The following is a 21,363-nucleotide window of genomic DNA, read 5'->3' on the forward strand; positions in this document are numbered from 1 at the left end:
CACCATGACCGACATCCTCACCTTCGTCGAGTCCTGCCGTGGCAGCGACGGATTGCTCGTCGAGACCGATGAAAGCGCCCCCAGCCTCGAGGCCGCCCGGTTCGGCGCCGAAATCCGCGCGATGCGGGGGATCGGCCTGACCCGGCCGGAGCTGGAATTCGCCTCGGCGGCCCGGACCGGCGGCGCCTACGCGATGTTCCGGGACGGGGCACCGTCCTTGGGAGCGACGTACTACGCCTTGCGGTTGTATCAGCTCGCCGGGGTCACCGTGCCCGATTCCGGCGCGGTGGTCCGGTGGGTGGACGCGGCGCTCATCGCCGGGGGCCGGGTCGTCGTCGACCTGGACGACCTCTTCTACGGCGTCAGGTCTCTGATCATCCTCGGCGCCCGGCCGGACCCGGACTCCGCCGCCGAGATCCGCGCGTTCCTGCGTGCGTGTACCGGGGACGATCGTGGCTGTGCGCTCCTGCCCGGCCGTCCGTCCGACATCGAACGGACCTATTGCTCGGTCGCGATCCGGCACTGGCTCGGAACCGAGGACGATCACGCCGACGCGCAGGCGAGCGCTCCGTTCGTCGCCTCGTGCGACGACGGATTCGGGCATATCCGGATGCGGCCGTCGCAAGCGGACTGGTCACTCGCGAGTGCTTACTGGGGCGCGCGAACCGCTCAGTTGCTGAACCTGGCCTGGGACTGGGCCGGGTTGCACGCCGCGGTCCAGCGGTGCGCGCAACCGGACGGCGGGTTCAGCACGAACCCTGGTTCGACCTTGTGGGAGAGCTATTGCGCGCTGCGGGTCATGAACATCGCGGCTTCCAGGCAGGAGCAACCGGTATGAGCGCCGGTCTTCGTGAGAGCCTCGCCATCGGCGGAAGGCTGGGATTCGGTATCTATCTGATCCCTGGCTTCCCCGACTGGGACACCAGTTTCGCCGCCGTCCGTGCCGCGGTGGCCGCGGGAGTGGACTTCGTCGAGTTCCCGATCCTGCTCGACGCGGGCTTCTCCGCCAGCACCGGGAGCGTCGTCGCGGAGGCGCTGGCGAAGGCGGGGCCGGACAACCTGGACCCGCGGTCGTCCCGGCTGCCCGAATGGCTGGCGCAGGCGCCGGTGCGGGTCGGGATCGTCTACCGGTCGGCCTGGCCAGCCGCCGGCGACTGGCGTGCCGGTGACGAAATCCTGTCCGGCTGCGCGGGTCTGCTCTGCGAGCACGACATCCGGCCGTTCCCCGAGTACGCGGCCCTGGCGCGCCGCCGCGGACTCGCCCTGGTGCCGCCGCTGCGCGCGACGGCAGGGCACCTCACCGACGAAGAGGCCGACGTGCTCGGCTGCGGCGACGGGTTCGTGTATCTCGCGCTCAGCGCCGAGACCGGGCGGGCGGGCACCATCGACGACAGGCTCGGTCGCCGGATCGACGACATCCGCCGTATCCGTCCGGATCTGCCCGTCTACACCGCCTTCGGCATCCGGGACGGCGACGACGTCGCGGCGGTCGCGCGGCAAGGAGCCGACGGCTTCATCGTCGGCAGTCACGCGCTCACCGTCCTCGGTGACGGCGTGCCGGCGTTCGAGCGCTGGCTCCTCGGGATGTCCAGGGCCCGGTCCGGTCAGGCGCGGTCGTCACCGGACCTTCTGGAGAACTTCAGGTAGAGCAGCGCCCCCACCGCGAGCGCCCCCGCGAACACCAGGTACCAGCCCGCCAGCAGGAGCACGCCGAACACCAGGACCGTCGCGATGACGGCGAGCCATCGCTGTTTCCCGCCGGACGGCAGAAGCCGGACTCCGGCGGCCATCGCCACCAGGTAGATCGCGATCAGGCAGGCGTTCTCCGCGAGCAACGCCTGTTCCAGTTCGAATCCGGTGAGGATCGCGACGAGGAAGCTGAGCGCGGTCCCGACGGTCACCACGAGCAGGCTGCGCCTCGGAACGTCACCCGATCGGCTGCCCTTGGCCAGCCAATGCGGCAGTGCGCCATCACGACCGAGCGCCGCGCCGAGTTTCGCCATACTCGCCACGAACACGTTGAGCACCCCGAGAGTGACCACGACGGCGATCACCGCGGCGACCACGCGAACGGAGGTGCCGAGCCCTTCGCCGAGCAACGCGGCCAGTGGCGCTTCGGTTTCACCGGCTCGTGGTCCGAGCACGAGAATCGTCATTCCGCCGACGGCGAGATAGAGCACGCCGATGACGACGATGGAGATTCCCGTGGCCAGTGGCAGATCCCGCCGCGGATTCCGGAAATCGGGGGCCAGATGGGTCACGGTTTCCCAGCCGATGAAGGCCCACACCAGCAGGCTGATCGCGGTCGCGATACCGGCGAAACCGTGTGGCGCGAACGGCTGAAGGTTGGCCGTGTCCGCTTTCGGTGCCGCGAGCACCACGGCGCCGACCAGAAGAAGTGCCAGGAAACCGGTGAGCACCAACTGCACGCGGCCGGACAGCTGCACGCCGAAGAAGTTCACCCCGATGGCGATGAGGACCAGCACGGCGGCCAGGAACATCGTCATCGACCGGCCGCCACCGACCAATTCGGTGAGGTAGGCCGCCCCGAACGCGCTGGCGGCCGGCATTCCCGCCAGGGTGCCGAAATAGAACCACCAACCGGTCACCGCCGAGGTCTTCGGTCCGAACGCCCGGAGGGCGAACGTCGCCGGTCCGCCGGCGTCCGGATGCCGTCCGGCCAGCGCGCCGAAGGTCGCCGCGACCGGGGCGGAGACCAGCACCAGGACGAGGAAGGCGATCAGGGAAGCGGGCCCCGCGGCCTTGGCCGCCAGCGACGGCAGTACCAGCAGGCCGGTGCCGAGGACGGCGCCGACGTACAGTGCCACGCCCTGCGGCACGGTCAAATGCCGGGTGTTCGACCGAGATGAGTGCTCGACTGTTGATCGGCGCATGACCGTCGGATACCCGGGGCACGCCCTGGGTTAACTTCGTTCGCCGGTCAGGACCCCCGCGGCGCGGGGAAAGAACTCCATCCGTGCGGTTTGTCCAGAATCTCGATGGTCGCCTGGTCGACCAGGAAATACTGGCCGCCGTCCTCGCGAGGATTCGTGTACGCCGCCGTCGCGACCAAGCGGCCGAAATCGGCCATCACCGCGATGGGATAGCCACCGTCGAAGACCTCACCGTGCGCTGCCGTCGCGACGGTCCCGCTCTCGTACCAGGTGACGAAATACTGCGCCGGGCCGGTTTCGAAGACGCGCAGGGTCGCCTCCTTCTGCCGGACACCGGCGAAATCACCGGACACGCCGGTCCAGACCATCGTCGTCCGGTCCGCGTAGTGCTGCTCCAGCACGTTCCCGGAGCCGTAGTGGAAGTTCGCGCGAAGCCCGACGAGGTCGGTGCTGAGCGGATGAGTCCCGGTCACAGGGAAGAAACGGACGTCGAGTCGCACGGGCTGAAACCTCCGGATCGCTGGTATCCGCAGGTTTAGCAGCCCGTCGCGCCTCGATCGTTGTCCGGCGAAGCGATCCTGTTGTCGGTGAACGCGAGGATCAGTCGAACATGCCGGGCTGGTAGTCGCCCGCCGGCGTCCTGGCGATGACGTTGAGCCGGTTGTACGCGTTGATCGTGGCGACCAGCGCGATCAGGGCACCGATCTGCTCGTCGTCGTAGTGCTTGCGCACCTGCGCCCAGGTCTCGTCGCTGACACCGTGGTGCGCGTCGGCGATGCGGGTGCCCTCCTCGGTGAGCGCCAAGGCGGCCCGCTCCGCCTCGGTGAACACGTTCGCTTCCCGCCAGGCGGCGACCAGGTTGAGCCGCACTGAGGTCTCGCCGGCGTGCGCGGCGTCCTTGCTGTGCATGTCGGTGCAGAAGCCGCAGCCGTTGATCTGGCTGGCGCGCAGCTTCACCAGCTCCTGGGTCGCGTGCGGCAGCGAGGATTCCTCGATCGGACGGTTCGCGGCGCCGAGACGCTTGGCGTACTTGAGGATGACTTCGTTCTCGAACAGGTTGACACGCGGTTCCATGATCTTTCCTCTCCGTCGGTTCCTGCACACATGACGAGCGGGACCGAGAGGTTGTGACAGCTCGCGACGTGACGCCGGTCACGGTCAGTCCATCATGCACATCTGCGCGGAGCAAATGCGTGAAAGTGCGCCAACAGAGCATTGACGTTGCACAAAACTGCACCTAACGTGACAGCTATTGCGCACAACTGGCACGGATGGGGAGTTCATGAGCGGGACCTTCATGGCGGCGGAGATCGCGAGCCAGCCCGGCTGCTGGCGGGAAGCGGCGGCGCTGGCCTCGGCGAACAGTGACCAGTTGCCGCCGCCGGGCGCGCGGGTCGCGATCGTCGGCTGCGGCACGTCGTGGTTCATCGGCCAGGCGTACGCCGTCCTCCGCGAGTCCGCCGGGCTCGGCGAGACCGACGCCTTCGCCGCGTCCGAGTTCCCATCCGCCAGGGGATACGACCACGTCGTGGCGCTGACCAGGTCGGGTACGACGACCGAGGTCCACGCCTTGCTGGCGAAGCTGAGGGGCAAGACCCCGACCATCGCGATCACCGGCGTGCCGCGCGAGATCGAGGCCGCCGCGGACACGATCGTCGACCTCTCCGTGGTGGACGAACGCTCGGTCGTGCAGACCCGGTTCGCCACGACGGCGCTGGCGATGCTGCGCGCCCACCTCGGCGAGGACCTGACCGCGGTCGCCGACCAGGCCGAACGCGTACTCGCCGAACCGCTGCCCGGCGAACTCGTCTCCGCGGAGCAGTTCAGTTTCCTCGGCACCGGCTGGTCCGTGGGCATCGCGAACGAGGCCGCGCTCAAGTTCCGCGAGGCCTGCCTGCTGTGGACGGAGTCGTACCCGGCATGGGACTACCGGCACGGGCCGATCAGCATCAGCGAACCCGGCCGGGTGACCTGGATGTTCGGGCAGGCGCCGGAAGGCCTGGCCGAAGACGTCGCCCGCGCGGGTGGCCTGTTCGTCGAGAGCGGCCTGGACCCGCTGGCGGATCTGGTCCGCGCGCAGCGTGTCGCCGCGGCCATCGCCGCCCGCAAGGGCCTCGACCCGGACAACCCCCGCAGCCTCACCCGTTCCGTCGTCCTGACCTGAAAGCCCGTTGGCGGAGCTGTGAGGTATTCGGAAAGTGACCGGACGCGTGAACCCGCCCCGGCCGAAGGCCCCGCTATCGCGGTGGCAGGGAGCCCTATCCGCGTCGGTGACAAGGAAGACCGGGCAGCGTCCTGCCGACGTCGATCGCGGTCGCGGGTTCACCAACAGACAATGGGGCCGCCGTGATCGTCACCGTCACGCCGAACACCGCGCTGGACGTCACGTACACAGTGGACGGTCTGCGGCCCGGTGACGTGCACCGGGTGCGGGAAGTACGGCACCGGGCGGGCGGCAAGGGCGTCAACGTCGCCCGCGTGCTGCACACCCTCGGCGCCGACGTCCGCGCGGTCTTCACGGCGGGTGGCTCGACGGGAGCGGCCGTCGTGGGTGATCTCGCGGCGGCGGGCATCCCGGCGGGCGTCGTTCCCATCGGCGGGGAAACCCGGCGCACCACTACGGTTCTCGCGGGCGACGGCTCGGTCACGCTGCTCAACGAGCCGGGGCCACGGCTCACCGGGGACGAATGGCAAGCGCTTGCGGCGGCCGTCCGGTCCAGGAAACCGGAGGTACTCGTCTGCTCGGGCAGTCTGCCGCCGGGAGCCGGGGGATACGCCGGGCTCTTCGGCGACGCACCGTCCATCTTGGACACTTCGGGTGCGGCGCTGCTCGCCGGGCTGGCCGGGAAGCCGTCCGTGGTCAAACCGAACGCGGACGAACTGCGCGAGGTCACCGGCCTGCGGGACCCGGTGGCCGCCGCGGCCGAACTCCGCAAGGCCGGGGCGGGCGCCGTCGTCGTCTCGCTGGGCCCGGAGGGGCTGCTGGCGGTGACCGGATCCGGCACCTGGCACGCGGCACCGTCCACTGTGCTCCGCGGCAACACCACCGGCGCGGGTGACGCCGTCGTCGCGGCGCTGGCGTTGGGGCTCAGCCGCGTCGAACCGTGGCCGGACATCCTGCGCCGGGCCGTCGCGTTGTCCGGGGCGGCCGTGCTCGGCCCGCTCGCCGGCGACGTCGATCTCGCGCACTACCAAGCCGAACAGGGGCTGGTCGCCGTGCGCGCCCGCCCGGACTAGGAGAACTGTCATGCCTCTGGTGGGAACCGGGGAGATCGTCGGAGCCGCCGCGGCGGCCGGGCACGGCTGCGGCGCGTTCAACGCGATCCAGCTCGAACACCTCACCGCCATCGTCGACGGCGCGGCCGCGGCGGAAGCGCCGGTGATCGTGCAGCTGAGCCAGAACGCCGTGAAGTACCACGGCTCGCTGGCGCCGGTCGGCGCGGCGGCGCTGGCCGCGGCCAGAAGTGCCGCCACGCCGGTCGCGGTGCATCTCGACCACGCCGAATCGGCCGACCTCGTCCGCGAGGCGGTCGCGCTCGGCTTCGGCTCCGTCATGTTCGACGCCTCCAAACTGGACTACACCGACAACGTGCGCGCGACCCGCGAAGTCGCCGCGTACTGCCACGACCACGGGGTCTGGGTCGAGGCCGAACTCGGCGAGGTCGGGGGCAAGGACGGCGTCCACGCGCCCGGCGCGCGCACGGATCCGGACGAGGCGGCGGAGTTCGTCGCGTCCACCGGGGTCGACGCGCTCGCGGTGGCGGTGGGCAGTTCGCACGCCATGCTCACCCGTGACGCGGCCTTGGACTTCGAGCTGATCGCGCGCCTGCGGGAGCGGGTGCCGGTGCCGCTGGTGCTGCACGGTTCGTCCGGCGTGCCGGACGACGGGCTGGCCGAGGCGGTCCGGGCCGGGATGACGAAGATAAACATCGCCACCCAGCTCAACAAGGTCTTCACCGCGGCCGCCGCGGAGGACTGGCGCGCGCATCCGGAACGCGTCGACCCGCGAAAGTATCTCGGAGCCGGAAGGGCGGCGGTCGCTGTCGAGGTGCGGCGGTTGCTCGGTGTGCTCAAGCTTGATCGTGTTGAACCGGTCAAGGTGACGATTGAGCAGACTTTGCGCGATTGACTGTTGACATGTGCGCGAAACCTCACAAAACTGCGCAACAACAAGCAGAAGTTGTGTGATCTTCGATCCAGGTGGTGGCGGATGCGGGTAGGCAGGCTCACGGCATTGACGGCAGGGGCGGCGCTCCTGCTCGCGGGATGCGGCGGCGGGGACGTGGCCGGTGGCACCGGCGAGAACGCGCTCCCGGGCGTCGACCAGTTCCTCAACGCACCCTGTCCGGAAGCGGGGGTGAAGCCCGTGACGGACAAGGAATTCACGTACTGGTCCATGTGGACGGCCGACGAGCCGCAGGGCAAGGTCCTCCAGAAGGCCTTCAAATGCTTCCAGGAGAAGACCGGTGTCAAGGTCGACGTGCAGTGGCTGGGCCGCAAGGCCTACACGCAGAACCTGGTGCCCGCGCTGAACACCGACGCGGTGCCGGACCTGTTCGACCAGGACGTCAGCAAGGTCGGCGCGGCGGTGATGACGCCGGGTGGCACACAGAGCGTCGACGACGTGTTCGCGATGAAGGTCGGCGAGGGCGACAAGACCGTCAAGGACGTGCTTTCGCCCAGCTCGTACGACTTCCCGCAGAACAAGGACCGCGAGGGCCACAACTTCATGGTCCCGTACACGATCCAGTCGAGCGCCTGGTGGTTCAACAAGGACACCGCCGGCGACATCCAGCAGCCGAAGACGATGGACGAGCTGATCGGCCTGTTCGACAAGGCGAAGGCCGACGGCAAGGCCGCCATCAGCCTCGACGGCGACATCCCGTTCTACAACATGTACTTCTACACCCAGCTCGCCGAGCGGTACGTCGGCGCGGGCGGGCTCTACAAGGCCGCGACGGACAAGACCGGTCAGGCGTGGAAGACCGACCCCGGTTTCCTCAAGGCGGCCACCGAAACCGCGAAGCTGCCCAAGTACTTCATCGACGGCTGGGACGCGGCGAAGTTCCCCCAGGTGCAGCAGCGCTGGGCGGACGGCGACTCCCGGTTCCTCTACGTCGGCAGCTGGGCGCCGAGCGAGACCCGTGAGTACCTGGACAAGCAGGGCGCCGGAACGAAGATCAACTACGGCTCCTTCCAGTTCCCGATGCCCGAAGGCGCCACGCACGACACCGTCGAGCAGATGTCGATCGGTTTCTCGGTGACCAAGAAGGCCAAGCACCCCGAGGCGGCCAAGGCGTTCATCGCCTACTTCCTCAACAAGGACCTGCTCGCCGGGATCCCGATCGTGGCCGACAACCTCGTGCCGCGTGCCGACCTCGCCGTGCCGGACGACCTCAAGCAGGTCAAGGCCGCGCTGGACGACCCGAAGAAGGAACACGTCCTGCAGTACGACGGGATCGACGGCATCGCCGGCGGCAAATGGCAGACCGACGTCTTCGACCCCGCCGACATCGCGCTGCTCAAGGGCCAGATCACCCCGCAGCAGTTCGTGGACCAGCTCGCCACCAAGGGCGCCGAGTTCTGGAAGAACCAGGGCTGATGGCCACGGTCACGACACCGGTGACCCCAGCGCCACCGCCGCCACGGGCCGCGAAGGCCGGGGCGCACCTGAGCCGCAAGAAACGGCTGTTCTGGCCGTTCGCCGCGCCGGCGCTGGTGCTGTACCTGGCGTTCCTGGTACTGCCGACGATCGCGACCGTGGTGCTGAGCTTCACCAGCTGGGCCGGGGCGGGAGACACCCCGGAACCGAACGGCGTCACCAACTACACGCAGATGTGGGCGAGCGACTCGTTCCAGTACGCCTTCCGCAACACGCTGATCTACGTGTTCCTCGGCGGCATCGGCACGTTCGCGCTGGCGTTCCTGTTCACCATGGTGTTGCGGGACATGAAGGGCGGCAAGATCGTCCGCGCGATCCTGTTCTTCCCGAACATCGTCGCGCCGGTCGCGCTCGGCATGTTCCTCGGTTTCGTCTTCAAGTACCAGCCGGGGAAACAGGGGCTGGCGAACTACGTGCTGGAAAGCCTCGGCGCGGACGCGGCGAAGTTCCTCGCACCGTCCAATGTGACCGGTGTGGTGACGGCCTCGCTGATCTGGGCCAGTTCGGGGTTCTACATCACCATCCTGATGGCCGCGGTCGACCGCATCCCGCCGTATCTCTACGAGGACGCCGAGCTGGGCGGCGCTTCGCCGTGGCAGAAGTTCAAGAACATCACGCTGCCGATGACCTGGGACGTGGTCGGTGTCGCCGGCGTGCTGTGGACGATCAACGCGCTCAAGATCTTCGAGCTGGTGTTCGTGCTGGCCGGTCCGGGTACCTACGCCCCGCCCAACGAAGCCTGGACGCTGGGGATCTACGTGTTCGACCGGACCTTCGGCTCGAACGGCACACCGGACTTCGGCGCCGCGTGCGCCTGCGCGGTGGCGATGATCGCGCTGGTGTCCGTGCTCGTCGTCCTGCTCCGCCGGCTGATGCGCCGTGACGCGATCCAGTTCTGAGGGAGATCACATGTCCGTCACCGACGTCGAGGCGCCCGCGCGCCCGTCGCCGAAACCGGCGCGCAAGCCGCCGCGCAAACCGCGTCCGGCGCCCGGTTCCAAACGGTTCAGCCCGTTGCGGGTACTGGGTTCCACGATCGTGTGGCTGTTCACCGCCGGCAATATCCTGGTGCTGTACTGGCTGCTCACGGCGTCGTTCAAGACACCGGTGGAGATCTTCACCAAGCCGTTCGCCCTGCCGTACCAGTGGTTCCACGTCGGCAAGCCGTTCCGGAACTTCATCTACGCCTGGAACAACGCCGGTTTCGGACAGGCCGTGCTGACCACCGTGCTCCTGGTCGGGCTGGCGACGGTCGTGACCGTCGCCGTCTCGGCGCCCTGCGCGTATGCGCTGACCAGGCTCGGTGTCCGCGGTGCGGGCCCGATGACGAACGTCGTCGCGATCGGCATGGGCGTGCCGTTCCAGACCGTGATCATCCCGCTGTTCGTGGTGCTCAGCAAGGTGCACCTGGACAACGAGTACGGCCTGTTCGTGCTGTACGTGGCGCTGTCGATCCCGTTCACGGTGTTCCTCATGACGGGGTTCTTCCGGTCACTGCCGGACGAACTGGAGGAGGCGGCCGCGCTCGACGGTGCGTCCCCGACGCGCACGTTCTTCTCGGTCATGCTGCCGCTGACCCGCGGCGGCATGATCACCGCGCTGACGCTGAACGCCATCGGCCTGTGGAACGAGACTCTGCTGGCGATCGTGTTCCTCAAGGACCAGGCGCATTTCACGCTGTCGCGCGCGCTCTTCACCTTCTACGGGGCCGCGAGCTACCAGTCGGAGTACGGCGGCCTGATCGCCGGGGTGGCGATCGTCGTGCTCCCGATGCTCGTGCTCTACCTCGTACTCGCCCGCCGGATCATCACCGGCCTGACCCTCGGCGCCGGAAAGTAGGACCTGATGGCCACCGTGACCTTCTCCGACACCACCCGGTTCTACGCCGGGGTGGAACGCCCCGCGGTCGACGGCCTCGACCTCGAGGTCGCCGACGGCGAATTCCTGGTGCTGGTCGGCCCGTCCGGCTGCGGGAAGTCGACCACCCTGCGGATGCTCGCCGGGCTGGAAGGCGTCGACGACGGCTCCATCCACATCGGCGACCGCGACGTCACCGAACTCCCGCCGAAGGACCGGGACATCGCCATGGTGTTCCAGAACTACGCGCTCTACCCGCATATGACGGTGGGGGAGAACATCGGCTTCCATCTGAAGCTGGCGAAGATGGCCAAGGCCGAACGCGAACGCAAGGTACGCGAGGCCGCGGCCGTACTCGACCTGACCGAGTACCTCGACCGTAAACCCGCGAACCTGTCCGGCGGTCAGCGGCAGCGCGTCGCGATGGGGCGGGCCATCGTGCGGGAGCCGAGTGTGTTCCTGATGGACGAACCACTGTCCAATCTGGACGCCAAGCTCCGGGTGCAGACGCGGACGCAGATCGCGTCCCTGCAGCGGCGGCTGGGCATCACGACGCTGTACGTCACGCACGACCAGGTCGAGGCGATGACCATGGGGGACCGGGTCGCCGTGCTGAAGGACGGGATCCTGCAGCAGTGCGACACGCCGGTCGGGCTGTTCGCGAAGCCGGTCAACGTGTTCGTCGCCGGGTTCATCGGCTCACCCGCGATGAACCTGCTGGAGACCACTGTGGACAGTGATGGCGCCGTCGCCGGTGGTACGCGGCTACCGCTGACCCCGGCGCAGCGTTCGGCGCTGACCGGTCCCGGTATCGTCGTCGGTGTCCGGCCCGAGGGCTGGACGATCGGGGACGGCGGTTTCGAGGCCGTCGTCGAGGTCGTCGAGGAACTGGGCAGCGATCAGTACCTGTACTGCCGGGACGGCGACCGCGTGCTGACCGTCCGCACCCCGGGCATGGCCCCGTGGCAGCGCGGCGAGCCGATCACCCTGACACCTCAACCGGGCGCGGTGCACCTGTTCGACGCCGCCACCGGCGATCGGCTTCCGGACGCATGACGCGCCTGTACCGCACCGGGTTGGTCCTTCCGGCCGCCGAACTGGGGCCGGAGAACCCGTTACCGCCGCTCCGGAAGCCCGAAGCGGTGGCCAAGGTGTCCAATGTGGACGAGCTGCCGCCCGACCTGGCGGAGAACATCGGCTACGGCCGTCTGGACACGCCGTTGCCGTGCCTGCTTCAGGACGGTTACACCCGCGAGCGCACGAAACGTGAGCTTCCGGCGTTGGTGCTGGAGAACGACAAGCTCCGCGCCACCGTGCTGCCGTCGCTGGGCGGACGGCTGTACTCGCTGATCCACAAGCAGTCCGGCCGCGAGCTGCTCTACCGCAACCCGGTGTTCCAGCCCGCGAACCTCGCCCTGCGGGACGCCTGGTTCGCCGGCGGTGTCGAGTGGAACCTCGGCAGCACCGGGCATACGACACTGACCTGCGAGCCGATGTTCGCCGCGGAGATCGAGGGCCCGGACGGCACGCCGGTGCTGCGGTTGTGGGAGTGGGAACGCACCCGCGACCTGCCGTACCAGATCGACTTCTGGCTGCCCGACGACTCGGAACAGCTGCTCGTGGCCGTGCGGGTGCGGAACCCGCATCCCTATGACGTCCCGGTGTACTGGTGGTCGAACATCGCGGTGCCACAGAACGAAGGCACCCGCGTGCTGGCTCCCGCGACTCAGGCGTGGCACTACGGCTATTCAGGACGGCTCGACCTGGTCGACGTCCCCGGTGAGCTGACGTATCCGACCCGCGCCGAGGCCGCGGCGGACTACTTCTTCGAGGTGACCGGAAGGCCGTGGGTCGCGGCCGTCGAGGCTGACGGTACGGGGCTGGCACAGTCGTCCACCGGTCGCTTGCGCGGCCGCAAGCTGTTCCTGTGGGGCGAATCCACCGGTGGGCGCCGCTGGCAGGAGTGGCTGGCGCCCGGCGCGGGCGGCTACCTGGAGATCCAGGCCGGTCTGGCCCGCACCCAGCTGGAGCATCTGCGCCTGCCGCCGGGGGAGAGCTGGGACTGGCTGGAGGCCTACGGTCCGGTCGCCGCCGATCCGGCCGCGGTGCACGGGGAAGACTGGACGGCGGCCCGCGAAACCGTCGCCGCCGGTCTGCCGTCGGCGGAAGCACTGGACGAGTACCGGGACGACTGGCGGAAGATCGCCGACATCACCCCGGAATCCTTCCTGGCCACCGGTTCCGGCTGGGGCGCGCTGGAGAACCGGCGCGCGCCGATGTGCCTGCCCGGCACGCCGTTCCCGGACGAGTCGCTCGGGCCGGATCAGGAGCCGTGGCTCGCGTTGCTCGACGGAACGCCGCCGGACGGTGATCCGCTCGCGGTGCCGCCGCCGACGCTGGTGAACCGGTACTGGGCGGATCTCCTGGCGTACGCGCCGAAGAACTGGCTGACCTGGTATCACCGCGGTGTCGCGCACTGGGCAGCCGGACGGCATTCGGACGCTGTCGGCGCCTGGCGCGAGTCCGTCTCGGCGGCCGAGAACCCTTGGGCACTACGGAATCTCGCGGCCGTCACGGCCGGGCACGAGGCCGCCTGGCTGTACCGGCGGGCGGTCGCCCTCGCGCCATCACTGCGTCCTCTGCTCGTCGAGGCCATCGCGGCGCAACTCGCCGCGGGGCTCCCGGGCGAAGCGAGCGAGCTGCTGGACGGGCTGCCCGTGGAGGGGCGGATCGCCCTGCTGACCGCCCGCACCCGGCTGGCCCACGGCGATGTCACCGGAGCCAAGGCCGTGTACGACACCGGTTTCGAGGTCGCGAACATCAGGGAAGGGGAAACGTCCTTGTCGGACACTTGGGCGGCGGTTTCCGGTGAACCGCTGCCGGAACAGCACGACTTCCGGATGAAGTGACCGGCCGGGCCACTCGACCGGCGTGCCGCTCGCGGTGGACAACCGCGATGCAGCATACTGCTCGAAACAGTGGCCAACAGCGCAACGCCATGCGCGATAGGCCGCAGCGAGCTAGGAGTGGCGCCGATGGCCCGGCACGAACGGCTGAGCACCCTGCTGGACCTGCTGGGGCAGCGGGAGAAGATCGACGTCGAGGACGTGGCCGAGGAGCTGAACGTCTCCGCGGCCACGATCCGGCGCGACCTCGATCACCTGGCGGAGCAGCAGCTGCTCACCCGCACCCGAGGTGGTGCGGTGGCCAACGACCTCGCCTACGACCTGCCGCTGCGGTACAAGACCGCGCGGCACGTGCCGGAGAAGCAGCGGATCAGCGTCGCCGCGGCGGCGCTCGTCGCGCAGGGCATGGTGGTGGGCCTCAACGGCGGGACGACGACGGCCGGCGTCGCGCGGTCGCTGGCGACGCGGTCCGATCTGGCCGGTCTCCGTGATTCGCCCGGGCTCACGGTGGTCACCAACGCGCTGAACATCGCACACGAACTCGCGGTCCGGCCGCATGTGAAGATCGTGGTCACCGGCGGGGTCGCGCGTCCGCAGTCGTTCGAGCTCAGCGGACCGCTGGCGACGCGCGTGCTCAGCGAACTGACGATCGACCTGCTGTTCCTCGGCGTCGACGCGTTCGATGCCGACGCCGGCGCCTTCGCCCATCACGAGGGCGAGGCGAGTATCAACCGGCTGATGGTCGAGCGGGCGGAACGCGTCGTCGCGGTCGCCGACGGATCGAAACTGGGCCGCCGTGCGTTCGCGCGGATCTGCGCGACTCCTCAGGTGCACGCCTTGGTGACCGACTCCAACGCCGATCCGAAGGTGCTGCGGGCGTTCGAGGCCGCGGGCGTCGAGGTCCAAGCCGTCTGAGTCCAGGTACATGAAGGCCCCCTTCCTTGCGCCCAGGTACAGGAAGGGGGCCTTCATGTACCTGAGTCCCGTTGCCCCATAAGGATCTCCGGGCGACCCGACGAAAGTCGGCAGCACCGCTTCGGCGGATGACTTTGCGCGAACCGTGCGCTATACAGAGACCATCTTGCGTATTCATGCGCGAAAGGTGTCTAGAATGAGCAGAGTTGCGCAATCCCTGAGTTGTTTGGCCGCAGTGGCCTTACTCGGGCTTTCCCCGGTCGCCGCGCACGCCGATCCGGCCGCGGCGGCGTCGGGCAAACTGGGTGATCTGACCGCCATCTCCGCCGACGGCCCCACGGTCACCCTGAAGTCGGGAAGCGCCGCGGTGCGCGTCAGCTTCCCGGCCGAAGGCGCCGTCCGGGTCTGGCTGGCGCCGGACGGCACGTTCACCGATCCGGCCGGGAGCAAGATCGTGCTGCCGCGCACCGGCGACCCGGTGACGCCGAAGAGGACGGACAAGGGGGACTACTGGGCGGTTTCCACGGCCAAGGCGACGCTGCGGGCGTACAAGCACCCGCTGCGGCTCGCGTTGTACGACGGCGCGGACCGCAAACGGCTGTGGGAGGAGTCGGCGCCGCTGTCCTGGACCGACAAGCAGACCACACAGACCCTGGCGCGGACGGCGGCAGAGCAGTTCGTGGGCGGCGGCGAGCAGAACGGCCGGTTCAGTCACCGCGACCAGACGATCCGGATCTTCGCGGACTACAACTGGAACGACGGCGGGGCCCCGAATTCGCAGCCGTTCTACGCCTCCACGGCGGGATACGGCGTGCTGCGCAACACCTTCGCGCAGGGCACGTACGCCTTCACCGAGCCGGTGCGCACGACCCACGACGAGCGCCGCTTCGACGCGACCTACGTCGTCGGCAACGGGCTCAAGGACGTCATCACCGGTTACACCGATCTGGTCGGGAAGCCTTTCCTGCCACCGCTCTACGGTCTCGAACACGGTGACGCCGACTGCTACCTGCACAACGCCAACCGCGGTGAGCGGCGCACGCTGGACGCGGTCAAGGTCGCGGAGGGGTACACCGAGCACGGCATGCCCAACGGCTGGATGCTCGTCAACGACGGCTATGGCTGCGGGTACGAAAACCTCCAGCAGACCGGCGAAGGGCTCCGCAAGAACAACATGCAACTCGGGCTGTGGACCGAGGACGGCGTGCCCAACCAGGTCGAGGAGGTCAAGGCCGGGGTCCGGGTCCGCAAACTCGACGTCGCGTGGGTCGGCCCTGGCTATCAGTTCGCGCTGGACGCCTGCGACACCGCGCACAAGGGCATCGAGGACAACAGCGACGCGCGCGGTTTCGTCTGGACACCGGTCAGCTGGGCGGGCGCGCAGCGTTGCGGCGTGCTGTGGAGCGGCGACCAGGCCGGTTCCTACGACTACATCAAGTGGCAGATCCCGACCTACGCCGGCGCCACGACGTCGGGGATCGCGTACAACACCGGCGACATCGACGGCATCTTCGGCGGCAGCCCGCAGACCTACGTCCGCGACCTGCAGTGGAAGGCGTTCCTGCCGGTCTCGATGACGATGGACGGCTGGGCGGCGTCGGACAAGCAGCCGTGGCGCTACGGCGAGCCGTACACCTCGATCAACCGCAAGTACCTGCTGCTCAAGGAGCGGCTGCTGCCCTACACCTACAGCCATTCGGTGGAGGCGCACCAGACCGGCGTCGGCCAGGTCCGCCCGCTGGCGCTCGAGTACCCAGACGATCCGAACGTCTGGGGCGAGAAGGCGAAGTACGAGTTCCTGTCCGGCAAGGACTTCCTGGTCGCGCCGGTGTACGAGAACTCGACCGTGCGCAACGGCATCTACCTGCCGAAGGGCACCTGGGTCGACTACTGGAGTGGCAAGACCTACACCGGTCCGACCACTGTGGACGGTTACGACGCGCCGCTCGACACGCTGCCGCTGTTCGTCCGCGCCGGAGCCGTGGTGCCGATGTGGGCCGAGGGCACGAAGTCGTGGCAGACCAGGGACAAGGGCGTGCTCGACCTCGACGTGTACCCGCAGGGCAAGGGTTCGTTCACGCTCACCGAGGACGACGGCGTGACCCGCGCTTACAAGAACGGCGACCAGGCGAAGCAGACGTTCACCGTCGACGCGCCGATGTCCGGCCTTGGCACGGTGACGGTCGGGATCGGCGCCAGTTCCGGTTCCTACGCCGGGAAGCCCGCGTCTCGGAACTACCAGCTGACCGTCCACACGGGAAGCAAGCCCGCGACGGTGCTGGCCGGGACTTCGATCCTGCGGCAGTACGGCAGCAAGGCCGAACTAGACGCGGCGGCGGCGGGGTGGTGGTTCGATCCGGCCGCAGGCGGGGTCGCGCGGGTCAAGACGGGCAAGATCGGCGCCGGTGAGCGCCAGGACGTCCGGCTGTTCGGCACGAGCGCGGTCGGCGGGATCTTCCCGGAGGACCGCAACGGCTCGGTCACCCTGTCCGTGCCGGCGGTCGCCGGTCCAGGGCAGACCGCGACGGGCACGCTGAGCTTCACCAACGGCACGCCGCTGCCGGTCCGGAACGTCCAGTTCTCCCTGCCCGCCAACGGCTTCCGTGTCGAGGTGCCCGCCGGTCCGCGACTGGTGATGCCCGGCAGGACCGTCCGAGTCCCGGTGAAGGTGACACCGGACGCGGGCATCAAGCCGGACGACTACCAGCTCACCGCGTCTGCGTCGTACCAGGCGCGGCTCGGGGCGAACCGGGTCACCGACTCGGTGACGGTCACCGTGCCGCACGCTTCGCTGGCCTCGGCGTACGGCAACGTCGGCGTCACCGACGTGGCGCACGTCGCGGTGGGGGACATCGACGGGGGTGGCAGCAGTTTCAGGGCGGAAGGCCTCGCCGAAGCCGGTCTCAAACCCGGCGCGGGCTTCTCCGCGCTCGGTGCTCAGCTGATCTGGCCTGTGACCGGTGCCGGGCAGAAGGACAACGTCCTCGCGTCCGGCCAGACCATCGCGGTACGCGGTACGGGCGCCAAGCTGGTGCTGGCGGGAACCGGTACGGGCACGGCGAAGGGCACTGTCGTCGTCCGCTACGCCGACGGCAGTACGAGTCAGGCCGAACTCGGGTTCCCCAACTGGTGCTGCGCCGATCCGGCCCAGTACGGCGCGACCACGGTGGCGACCGTGATGGGCAAGAACACCCGCGCGGGGGCGGCGTACCCGACCACGCCGTACCGGGTGTTCGCGAACTCCGTCCCGCTGGCCGCGGGAAAGGAGGTCGTCGCGGTGACCTTGCCATCGAACAGCGCGATGCACGTGTTCGCGGCGGGCATCGGTTGAGTCTTCACGGACTCGAACACCGCCACGTTCGCCCCACAGGCACCAGTGGTCACAACAGTCACAACCGTGGCGAGTGAAGGCCCCCGAGGTACATGAAGGACCCCTTCCTTGCGCCTAGGTACAGGAAGGGGTCCTTCATGTACTGGAAGGCAAGGCCACTGCTGCTGAGTCAGGCCGCGACGGGCGTCCACAGCGCGTCGATGGCGCGTTCGGCCTCGGCCTGGCTGGCCTCGGCAAGCGGGATCAGTTCCGCCATCGCCGGATTGACCATCGCCATGGTCAGCTCTGCGGTGACGAACCGCGGTTCGAGGCCGGTCAACGAGATACCGTGCGGGATCCACGCCTGCGCGTGGTCCCAGCCCTCGCGCGGGGTTCCTTCGCCGTAACCGCCGCCGCGTGCGGTCACGACGATGAAGTCACGGCCGCCGAGCAGGCCTTCCCTGGTCTCGGCGTCGAGCGTCAGCCCGGGCACGATCAGATGGTCGACCCAGGCCTTGACCGTGCTCGGCGGCCCGAAGTTGTACAGCGGCAGGCCCAGCACGATCGTGTCGGCCGCCTTCACCTCGTCGACCAGTTCCGTGATGAGCCGCCACGCCGCGGCCTGCTCCGGGGTGTGCTGCTCCGGCGGCAGGGCCTTGGCGATGTTGGCCGCCGCGTTCAGATGCGGGAGCGGGTCGGAGCCCAGGTCGCGGTAGGTGACGGTGCCCTCCGGATGCGCGGCGCGCCACGCGGCCGCCGCCCGCGCGGTGAGGCGGCGGCTGGTCGAGTGCTCGCCCGTGATGCTCGAGTCGATGTGCAGCAGGTTCGTCATGTGTACTATCTTGCATAGATAGTTTGTGTAACGCAAACCATTGATGCTGTGTTGGTCATCATGGGGGAACGTACACTTGACGAGTGCCCGAACTCCCGGTCGTGAACCAGCCCCCGCATCGCTGCGGCGCGCTGCTCGACCACGTCACCCGCCGGATCCGGCTGCGCAGCGAGTCCGTCCTCGCCCCGCTCGGCCTGCGGCCCCGGCATCTCGTCGCGCTGACCGTGCTGCGGGACTTGCGCGGCTGCTCGCAGCAGGACCTCGCGAAGACGCTGGAGATGGACAGCACGAACGTCGTAGGTCTGTTGAACGACCTCGAGGCCGCGAACCTGATCGAACGCAGGCGGTCACCGGAGGACCGGCGGCGGCACATCGTCGAACTCACCGACGTCGGCACCAAGCAACTGGTCAAAGCCGAGTTCGCCCTCGCCGCGGTCGAGGACGAGGTGCTCGGCGCGCTCGACAAGGATCAGCGCGAGACGCTGTACACCCTGCTGTACCAGGCGGCGGGGCACGCCGAGCCCGCGGCCTGCGTCGAAGCCGCGCACAGCGAAGACTGCTAGGCCCCGAGATCGAACAGGTCGTGAAGCTGTTTGGTGGCTTCGGCGCCGTACATGACGCTTCCGACCGGGACCTCGCTTCCCACCGCGTCGATCACCCGCGCCGTCCACACGGGACCGAACGCGCCGCACAGCTCGATCAGCTGCGCCCCTTCGTCGACCAGCCGCCGGACCGCGGCGACGACCTGGTCCACGCGGCCCACCCCGATCAGCACCGTCAGGCACCGCCCACTGTCCACACGGGACACATCCCGCGCCGGGTCGCAGCCATCGGCCAAGTACACGAAACCCCACTGTCGCATGACGATTCTCCTTCGTTCTCGAACACCGTGAGGTAATCGCGAAACGAGGGGCGCCGTCCACGAGGCGGTTCCGTACGGCCGTTCGGGGTCACCGAAGAGGGGAGGCCGGGCGGGCGGCGCGGAAAACCGATGTGGGCGGCGTCATACCAGTGCCGCGATCCGGTCCGAAGACTCGTGCGCCGGATCCCACACGAGCGCGTGCCGGACGACCGGCGCCTCCCGCAGCGGCAACCAGCGCAGACCCTCGGCAGGCTCTTCGCTGGGACGCAAGGCGACGACGTCCCCGCCGTGCCGCAATTCGGCGACGAACAGCGATCGCCGCGGGGGCCCGGCGCGGACGTGAGCCGGCCGCCAGCCGGCCGTCGCGCAGCCCGCGAGCAGCCAGTCGTGGTAACCGGGAGCCAGCTTTCGTTCGTACAGAAGGAGGTCGAGCCCCGTGAGGTCTTCCCAGCCCACCGCGTCGGGCCGGGCCAGTGGATGAGCGTCGGACACGAGCGCGCCCAACGGTCTCTCGCTCACGACGGCGACGCGCAGGCCTTCCACGTCTTCCGGCAGGGCGAGCAGGCCGGCGTCGAGCGCGCCGCGGCGGAGGAGTTCGAGCTGCCGTGCGGCGGACAGATCGTCGATCTCCACCGCTCCGGCGTACAGGGTCGCGAGGACGGCCGGAGGCGCGCCCGGCGTCACGCCGACGCGGAGTGGCCTGCCCACGGTGTCGTGGACGGCCCGCGCGCCGAGTTCGGCCTCCTCGAGTATCCGTCGGGCGTGGGGGAGCAGGGCCAGTGCGGCGGTGGTGGGCGTCATCCCCGCCTGGGTCCGGACGAACAGGGTCGCGTCGAGCTCCCGTTCCAGCGCGATGATCTGCTGGCTGAGCGACGACGCGCGGATGCCGAGGCGCTCCGCGGCGCGGGTGAGATGCCCTTCCTCCGCCACGGCGCACAGATATCGAAGACGTCGTAACTCCACAGCGGCACAGTAGCCGTAGGACCAGGCAGAATCGGTGGGGTGAGTGAATGGCGCAACACCACGCACGACTGGGCCGTGTCCGTGGACGCAGAGCATTTGAGGCGTATCCGCCGGAACCCCGAGGAGTTCGCCCCGGGCGGGGTCGCGCACCTCGTCCTCGAAGTGCTCGCGTACGCGGCGGAGGAAGCCGAAAGCACCGGCGGCGGGAGTGCCGTCGTCACGGTTCACCCCGACAGCTCGGTTTCGGTGGCGGATGACGGGCGAGGCACCGCCACCCGCGCGGACGGGCACGGCGGCTTCGTGAAGAAACCGGTCATGTCGACCAAGGATCTGCGCTTCTTCGATTTCCCTGGAAGGCAATGGCTTCCGGACGGTCATCCGCGTCGCGGCGTGTCGGTCGTCGCCGCGTTGAGCGAATGGCTCGTGCACACCAACCGGCGGCACGACGGATCTTGGACCCGGCGTTACGAACGCGGCGTCCCGGTAACCGATCTGACGCCGATCGCCGGCGACGGCACGAAAGGGACGACAGTGCACTTCTCGCCGGGCGCGGAAGTCGGCCCCGTGCGGCTGCCGGACGTCGATGGGTGGCCGTACTTGAGCGTGGAGGTCGTCCGATGAAGAAGTGCCTGGCAGCGGCGGCTTCGGTCCTGGCCCTGCTCACCGGTTGCTCAGCCGAACAGCCGCCCGCCAAACCCGTCTACGACCTGCCCGCGCGTGAGGTCCGCCCGGACGAGACCGCGCTGCACCTGCCACCCGCGCTCAACGGGGAGACGGAGTTCTCGCTCATCGGCCTGGCCGCCGGGCTCCCCAGCCTCACCGGCAGTCACGCCGAATTCGAGGCGAAGGGACAGTTCGTCCGGCTCCGGCTGGTGGTGGCGGGAAAGGGCCTGTCCGGGATCCTCTTCGACACGCGGCGCCAGCAACTGGTCACCGATTCCGGCACGGTGATCGCGGTCGACAACCAGGCGATGACGATCAAACGGCAGCCGGACAAGTTCGAGCTGGGACGCGGCGTGCGGGTCGAGTTCGACCTCTACTTCGACCTTCCCAAGGAAGCGAAACCCTTGGTGCTGCGGGCTTTCGGCGGTCCGACGCTGACCGACATGAAGAACCTCACCGGCACCGACATCAAGCTGGGATGAGAAAGGGCCCCGCCGCG

Annotated in this window: 21 protein-coding genes; 15 read left to right on the plus strand and 6 right to left on the minus strand. The window is 69.0% G+C overall.

Translation table 11 applies throughout. The features are described from left to right. The first annotated feature begins 4 nt into the window (after positions 1–4). The gene (locus ACFVM3_RS05900; protein WP_378435972.1) at positions 5–838 is read left to right on the plus strand and encodes a hypothetical protein; all 834 of its coding nucleotides are present in this window, start codon (positions 5–7) and stop codon (positions 836–838) included. Beyond that, positions 835–1,647, plus strand: a complete 813-nt coding sequence (locus ACFVM3_RS05905; RefSeq protein WP_378435974.1) for a tryptophan synthase subunit alpha — start codon at positions 835–837, stop codon at positions 1,645–1,647. The genes ACFVM3_RS05900 and ACFVM3_RS05905 overlap by 4 nt, the downstream gene beginning before the upstream one ends. On the opposite strand, the gene ACFVM3_RS05910 is transcribed toward ACFVM3_RS05905, so the two are convergent. The 3 genes from ACFVM3_RS05910 to ACFVM3_RS05920 form a co-directional block, all read right to left on the minus strand. Continuing rightward, positions 1,605–2,828, minus strand: a complete 1,224-nt coding sequence (locus tag ACFVM3_RS05910) for an APC family permease (protein WP_378435976.1) — start codon at positions 2,826–2,828, stop codon at positions 1,605–1,607. The genes ACFVM3_RS05905 and ACFVM3_RS05910 overlap by 43 nt on opposite strands. Positions 2,829–2,941: 113 nt before the next feature. Next, positions 2,942–3,394: a MoaF C-terminal domain-containing protein gene (locus tag ACFVM3_RS05915; RefSeq protein ID WP_378435978.1), complete on the minus strand. Its 453-nt coding sequence runs from the start codon at positions 3,392–3,394 to the stop codon at positions 2,942–2,944. A 100-nt stretch (positions 3,395–3,494) separates the two neighbouring features. After that, complete coding sequence (locus ACFVM3_RS05920) at positions 3,495–3,968, minus strand: carboxymuconolactone decarboxylase family protein (RefSeq protein WP_378435980.1); 474 nt, start codon at positions 3,966–3,968, stop codon at positions 3,495–3,497. Between the two features lie 208 nt (positions 3,969–4,176). Here ACFVM3_RS05920 and ACFVM3_RS05925 point away from each other — a divergent pair, with 208 nt between their 5' ends. From ACFVM3_RS05925 to ACFVM3_RS05970, 10 genes are all read left to right on the plus strand, one after another. After that, positions 4,177–5,058 (plus strand): SIS domain-containing protein, encoded by an 882-nt coding sequence (locus tag ACFVM3_RS05925; protein WP_378435982.1) that lies wholly within the window; start codon positions 4,177–4,179, stop codon positions 5,056–5,058. Between the two features lie 182 nt (positions 5,059–5,240). Continuing rightward, entirely contained in the window at positions 5,241–6,131 is an 891-nt protein-coding gene (locus tag ACFVM3_RS05930) for a 1-phosphofructokinase family hexose kinase (RefSeq protein WP_378435984.1), read from the plus strand. 10 nt (positions 6,132–6,141) lie between these two features. After that, complete coding sequence (locus tag ACFVM3_RS05935; RefSeq protein WP_378435986.1) at positions 6,142–7,023, plus strand: ketose-bisphosphate aldolase; 882 nt, start codon at positions 6,142–6,144, stop codon at positions 7,021–7,023. A gap of 81 nt (positions 7,024–7,104) precedes the next feature. Next, positions 7,105–8,496 (plus strand): ABC transporter substrate-binding protein, encoded by a 1,392-nt coding sequence (locus ACFVM3_RS05940; RefSeq protein WP_378435988.1) that lies wholly within the window; start codon positions 7,105–7,107, stop codon positions 8,494–8,496. Beyond that, positions 8,496–9,455, plus strand: coding sequence for a carbohydrate ABC transporter permease (locus ACFVM3_RS05945; RefSeq protein ID WP_378435990.1), 960 nt, complete (start codon positions 8,496–8,498; stop codon positions 9,453–9,455). Before ACFVM3_RS05940 ends, ACFVM3_RS05945 begins: the two co-directional genes overlap by 1 nt. Positions 9,456–9,465: 10 nt before the next feature. Then, on the plus strand, positions 9,466–10,395 hold the full coding sequence (locus tag ACFVM3_RS05950; RefSeq protein ID WP_378435992.1) for a carbohydrate ABC transporter permease: 930 nt from the start codon (positions 9,466–9,468) through the stop codon (positions 10,393–10,395). 6 nt (positions 10,396–10,401) lie between these two features. Further along, positions 10,402–11,469: an ABC transporter ATP-binding protein gene (locus ACFVM3_RS05955; RefSeq protein WP_378435994.1), complete on the plus strand. Its 1,068-nt coding sequence runs from the start codon at positions 10,402–10,404 to the stop codon at positions 11,467–11,469. Next, the gene (locus tag ACFVM3_RS05960; protein ID WP_378435996.1) at positions 11,466–13,322 is read left to right on the plus strand and encodes a DUF5107 domain-containing protein; all 1,857 of its coding nucleotides are present in this window, start codon (positions 11,466–11,468) and stop codon (positions 13,320–13,322) included. Before ACFVM3_RS05955 ends, ACFVM3_RS05960 begins: the two co-directional genes overlap by 4 nt. A 126-nt stretch (positions 13,323–13,448) precedes the next feature. Next, positions 13,449–14,234 (plus strand): DeoR/GlpR family DNA-binding transcription regulator, encoded by a 786-nt coding sequence (locus ACFVM3_RS05965; RefSeq protein WP_034316006.1) that lies wholly within the window; start codon positions 13,449–13,451, stop codon positions 14,232–14,234. A 196-nt stretch (positions 14,235–14,430) separates the two neighbouring features. Then, positions 14,431–17,565 (plus strand): TIM-barrel domain-containing protein, encoded by a 3,135-nt coding sequence (locus tag ACFVM3_RS05970; protein WP_378435997.1) that lies wholly within the window; start codon positions 14,431–14,433, stop codon positions 17,563–17,565. 169 nt (positions 17,566–17,734) lie between these two features. Here ACFVM3_RS05970 and ACFVM3_RS05975 read toward each other — a convergent pair whose 3' ends face one another. Further along, positions 17,735–18,376, minus strand: coding sequence for an FMN-dependent NADH-azoreductase (locus ACFVM3_RS05975; protein ID WP_378435999.1), 642 nt, complete (start codon positions 18,374–18,376; stop codon positions 17,735–17,737). Positions 18,377–18,459: 83 nt separating this feature from the next. Here ACFVM3_RS05975 and ACFVM3_RS05980 point away from each other — a divergent pair, with 83 nt between their 5' ends. Continuing rightward, on the plus strand, positions 18,460–18,939 hold the full coding sequence (locus tag ACFVM3_RS05980) for a MarR family winged helix-turn-helix transcriptional regulator (protein WP_378436001.1): 480 nt from the start codon (positions 18,460–18,462) through the stop codon (positions 18,937–18,939). On the opposite strand, the gene ACFVM3_RS05985 is transcribed toward ACFVM3_RS05980, so the two are convergent. Both ACFVM3_RS05985 and ACFVM3_RS05990 read right to left on the minus strand, forming a co-directional pair. Next, positions 18,936–19,238, minus strand: a complete 303-nt coding sequence (locus ACFVM3_RS05985) for a DUF6506 family protein (RefSeq protein ID WP_378436003.1) — start codon at positions 19,236–19,238, stop codon at positions 18,936–18,938. The genes ACFVM3_RS05980 and ACFVM3_RS05985 overlap by 4 nt on opposite strands. A 141-nt stretch (positions 19,239–19,379) precedes the next feature. Then, the gene (locus tag ACFVM3_RS05990; protein ID WP_378436005.1) at positions 19,380–20,201 is read right to left on the minus strand and encodes a LysR family transcriptional regulator; all 822 of its coding nucleotides are present in this window, start codon (positions 20,199–20,201) and stop codon (positions 19,380–19,382) included. A gap of 39 nt (positions 20,202–20,240) precedes the next feature. On the opposite strand from ACFVM3_RS05990, the gene ACFVM3_RS05995 reads away from it, so the two are divergent. Together ACFVM3_RS05995 and ACFVM3_RS06000 are read left to right on the plus strand one after the other, a co-directional pair. Next, the gene (locus tag ACFVM3_RS05995) at positions 20,241–20,822 is read left to right on the plus strand and encodes an ATP-binding protein (protein WP_378436007.1); all 582 of its coding nucleotides are present in this window, start codon (positions 20,241–20,243) and stop codon (positions 20,820–20,822) included. After that, complete coding sequence (locus ACFVM3_RS06000; protein WP_378436009.1) at positions 20,819–21,346, plus strand: hypothetical protein; 528 nt, start codon at positions 20,819–20,821, stop codon at positions 21,344–21,346. The genes ACFVM3_RS05995 and ACFVM3_RS06000 overlap by 4 nt, the downstream gene beginning before the upstream one ends. Positions 21,347–21,363: the final 17 nt, after the last annotated feature.

Origin of the sequence: Amycolatopsis sp. NPDC057786, assembly GCF_042797905.1 — a bacterium.
Classification (GTDB): Bacteria; Actinomycetota; Actinomycetes; order Mycobacteriales; family Pseudonocardiaceae; genus Amycolatopsis.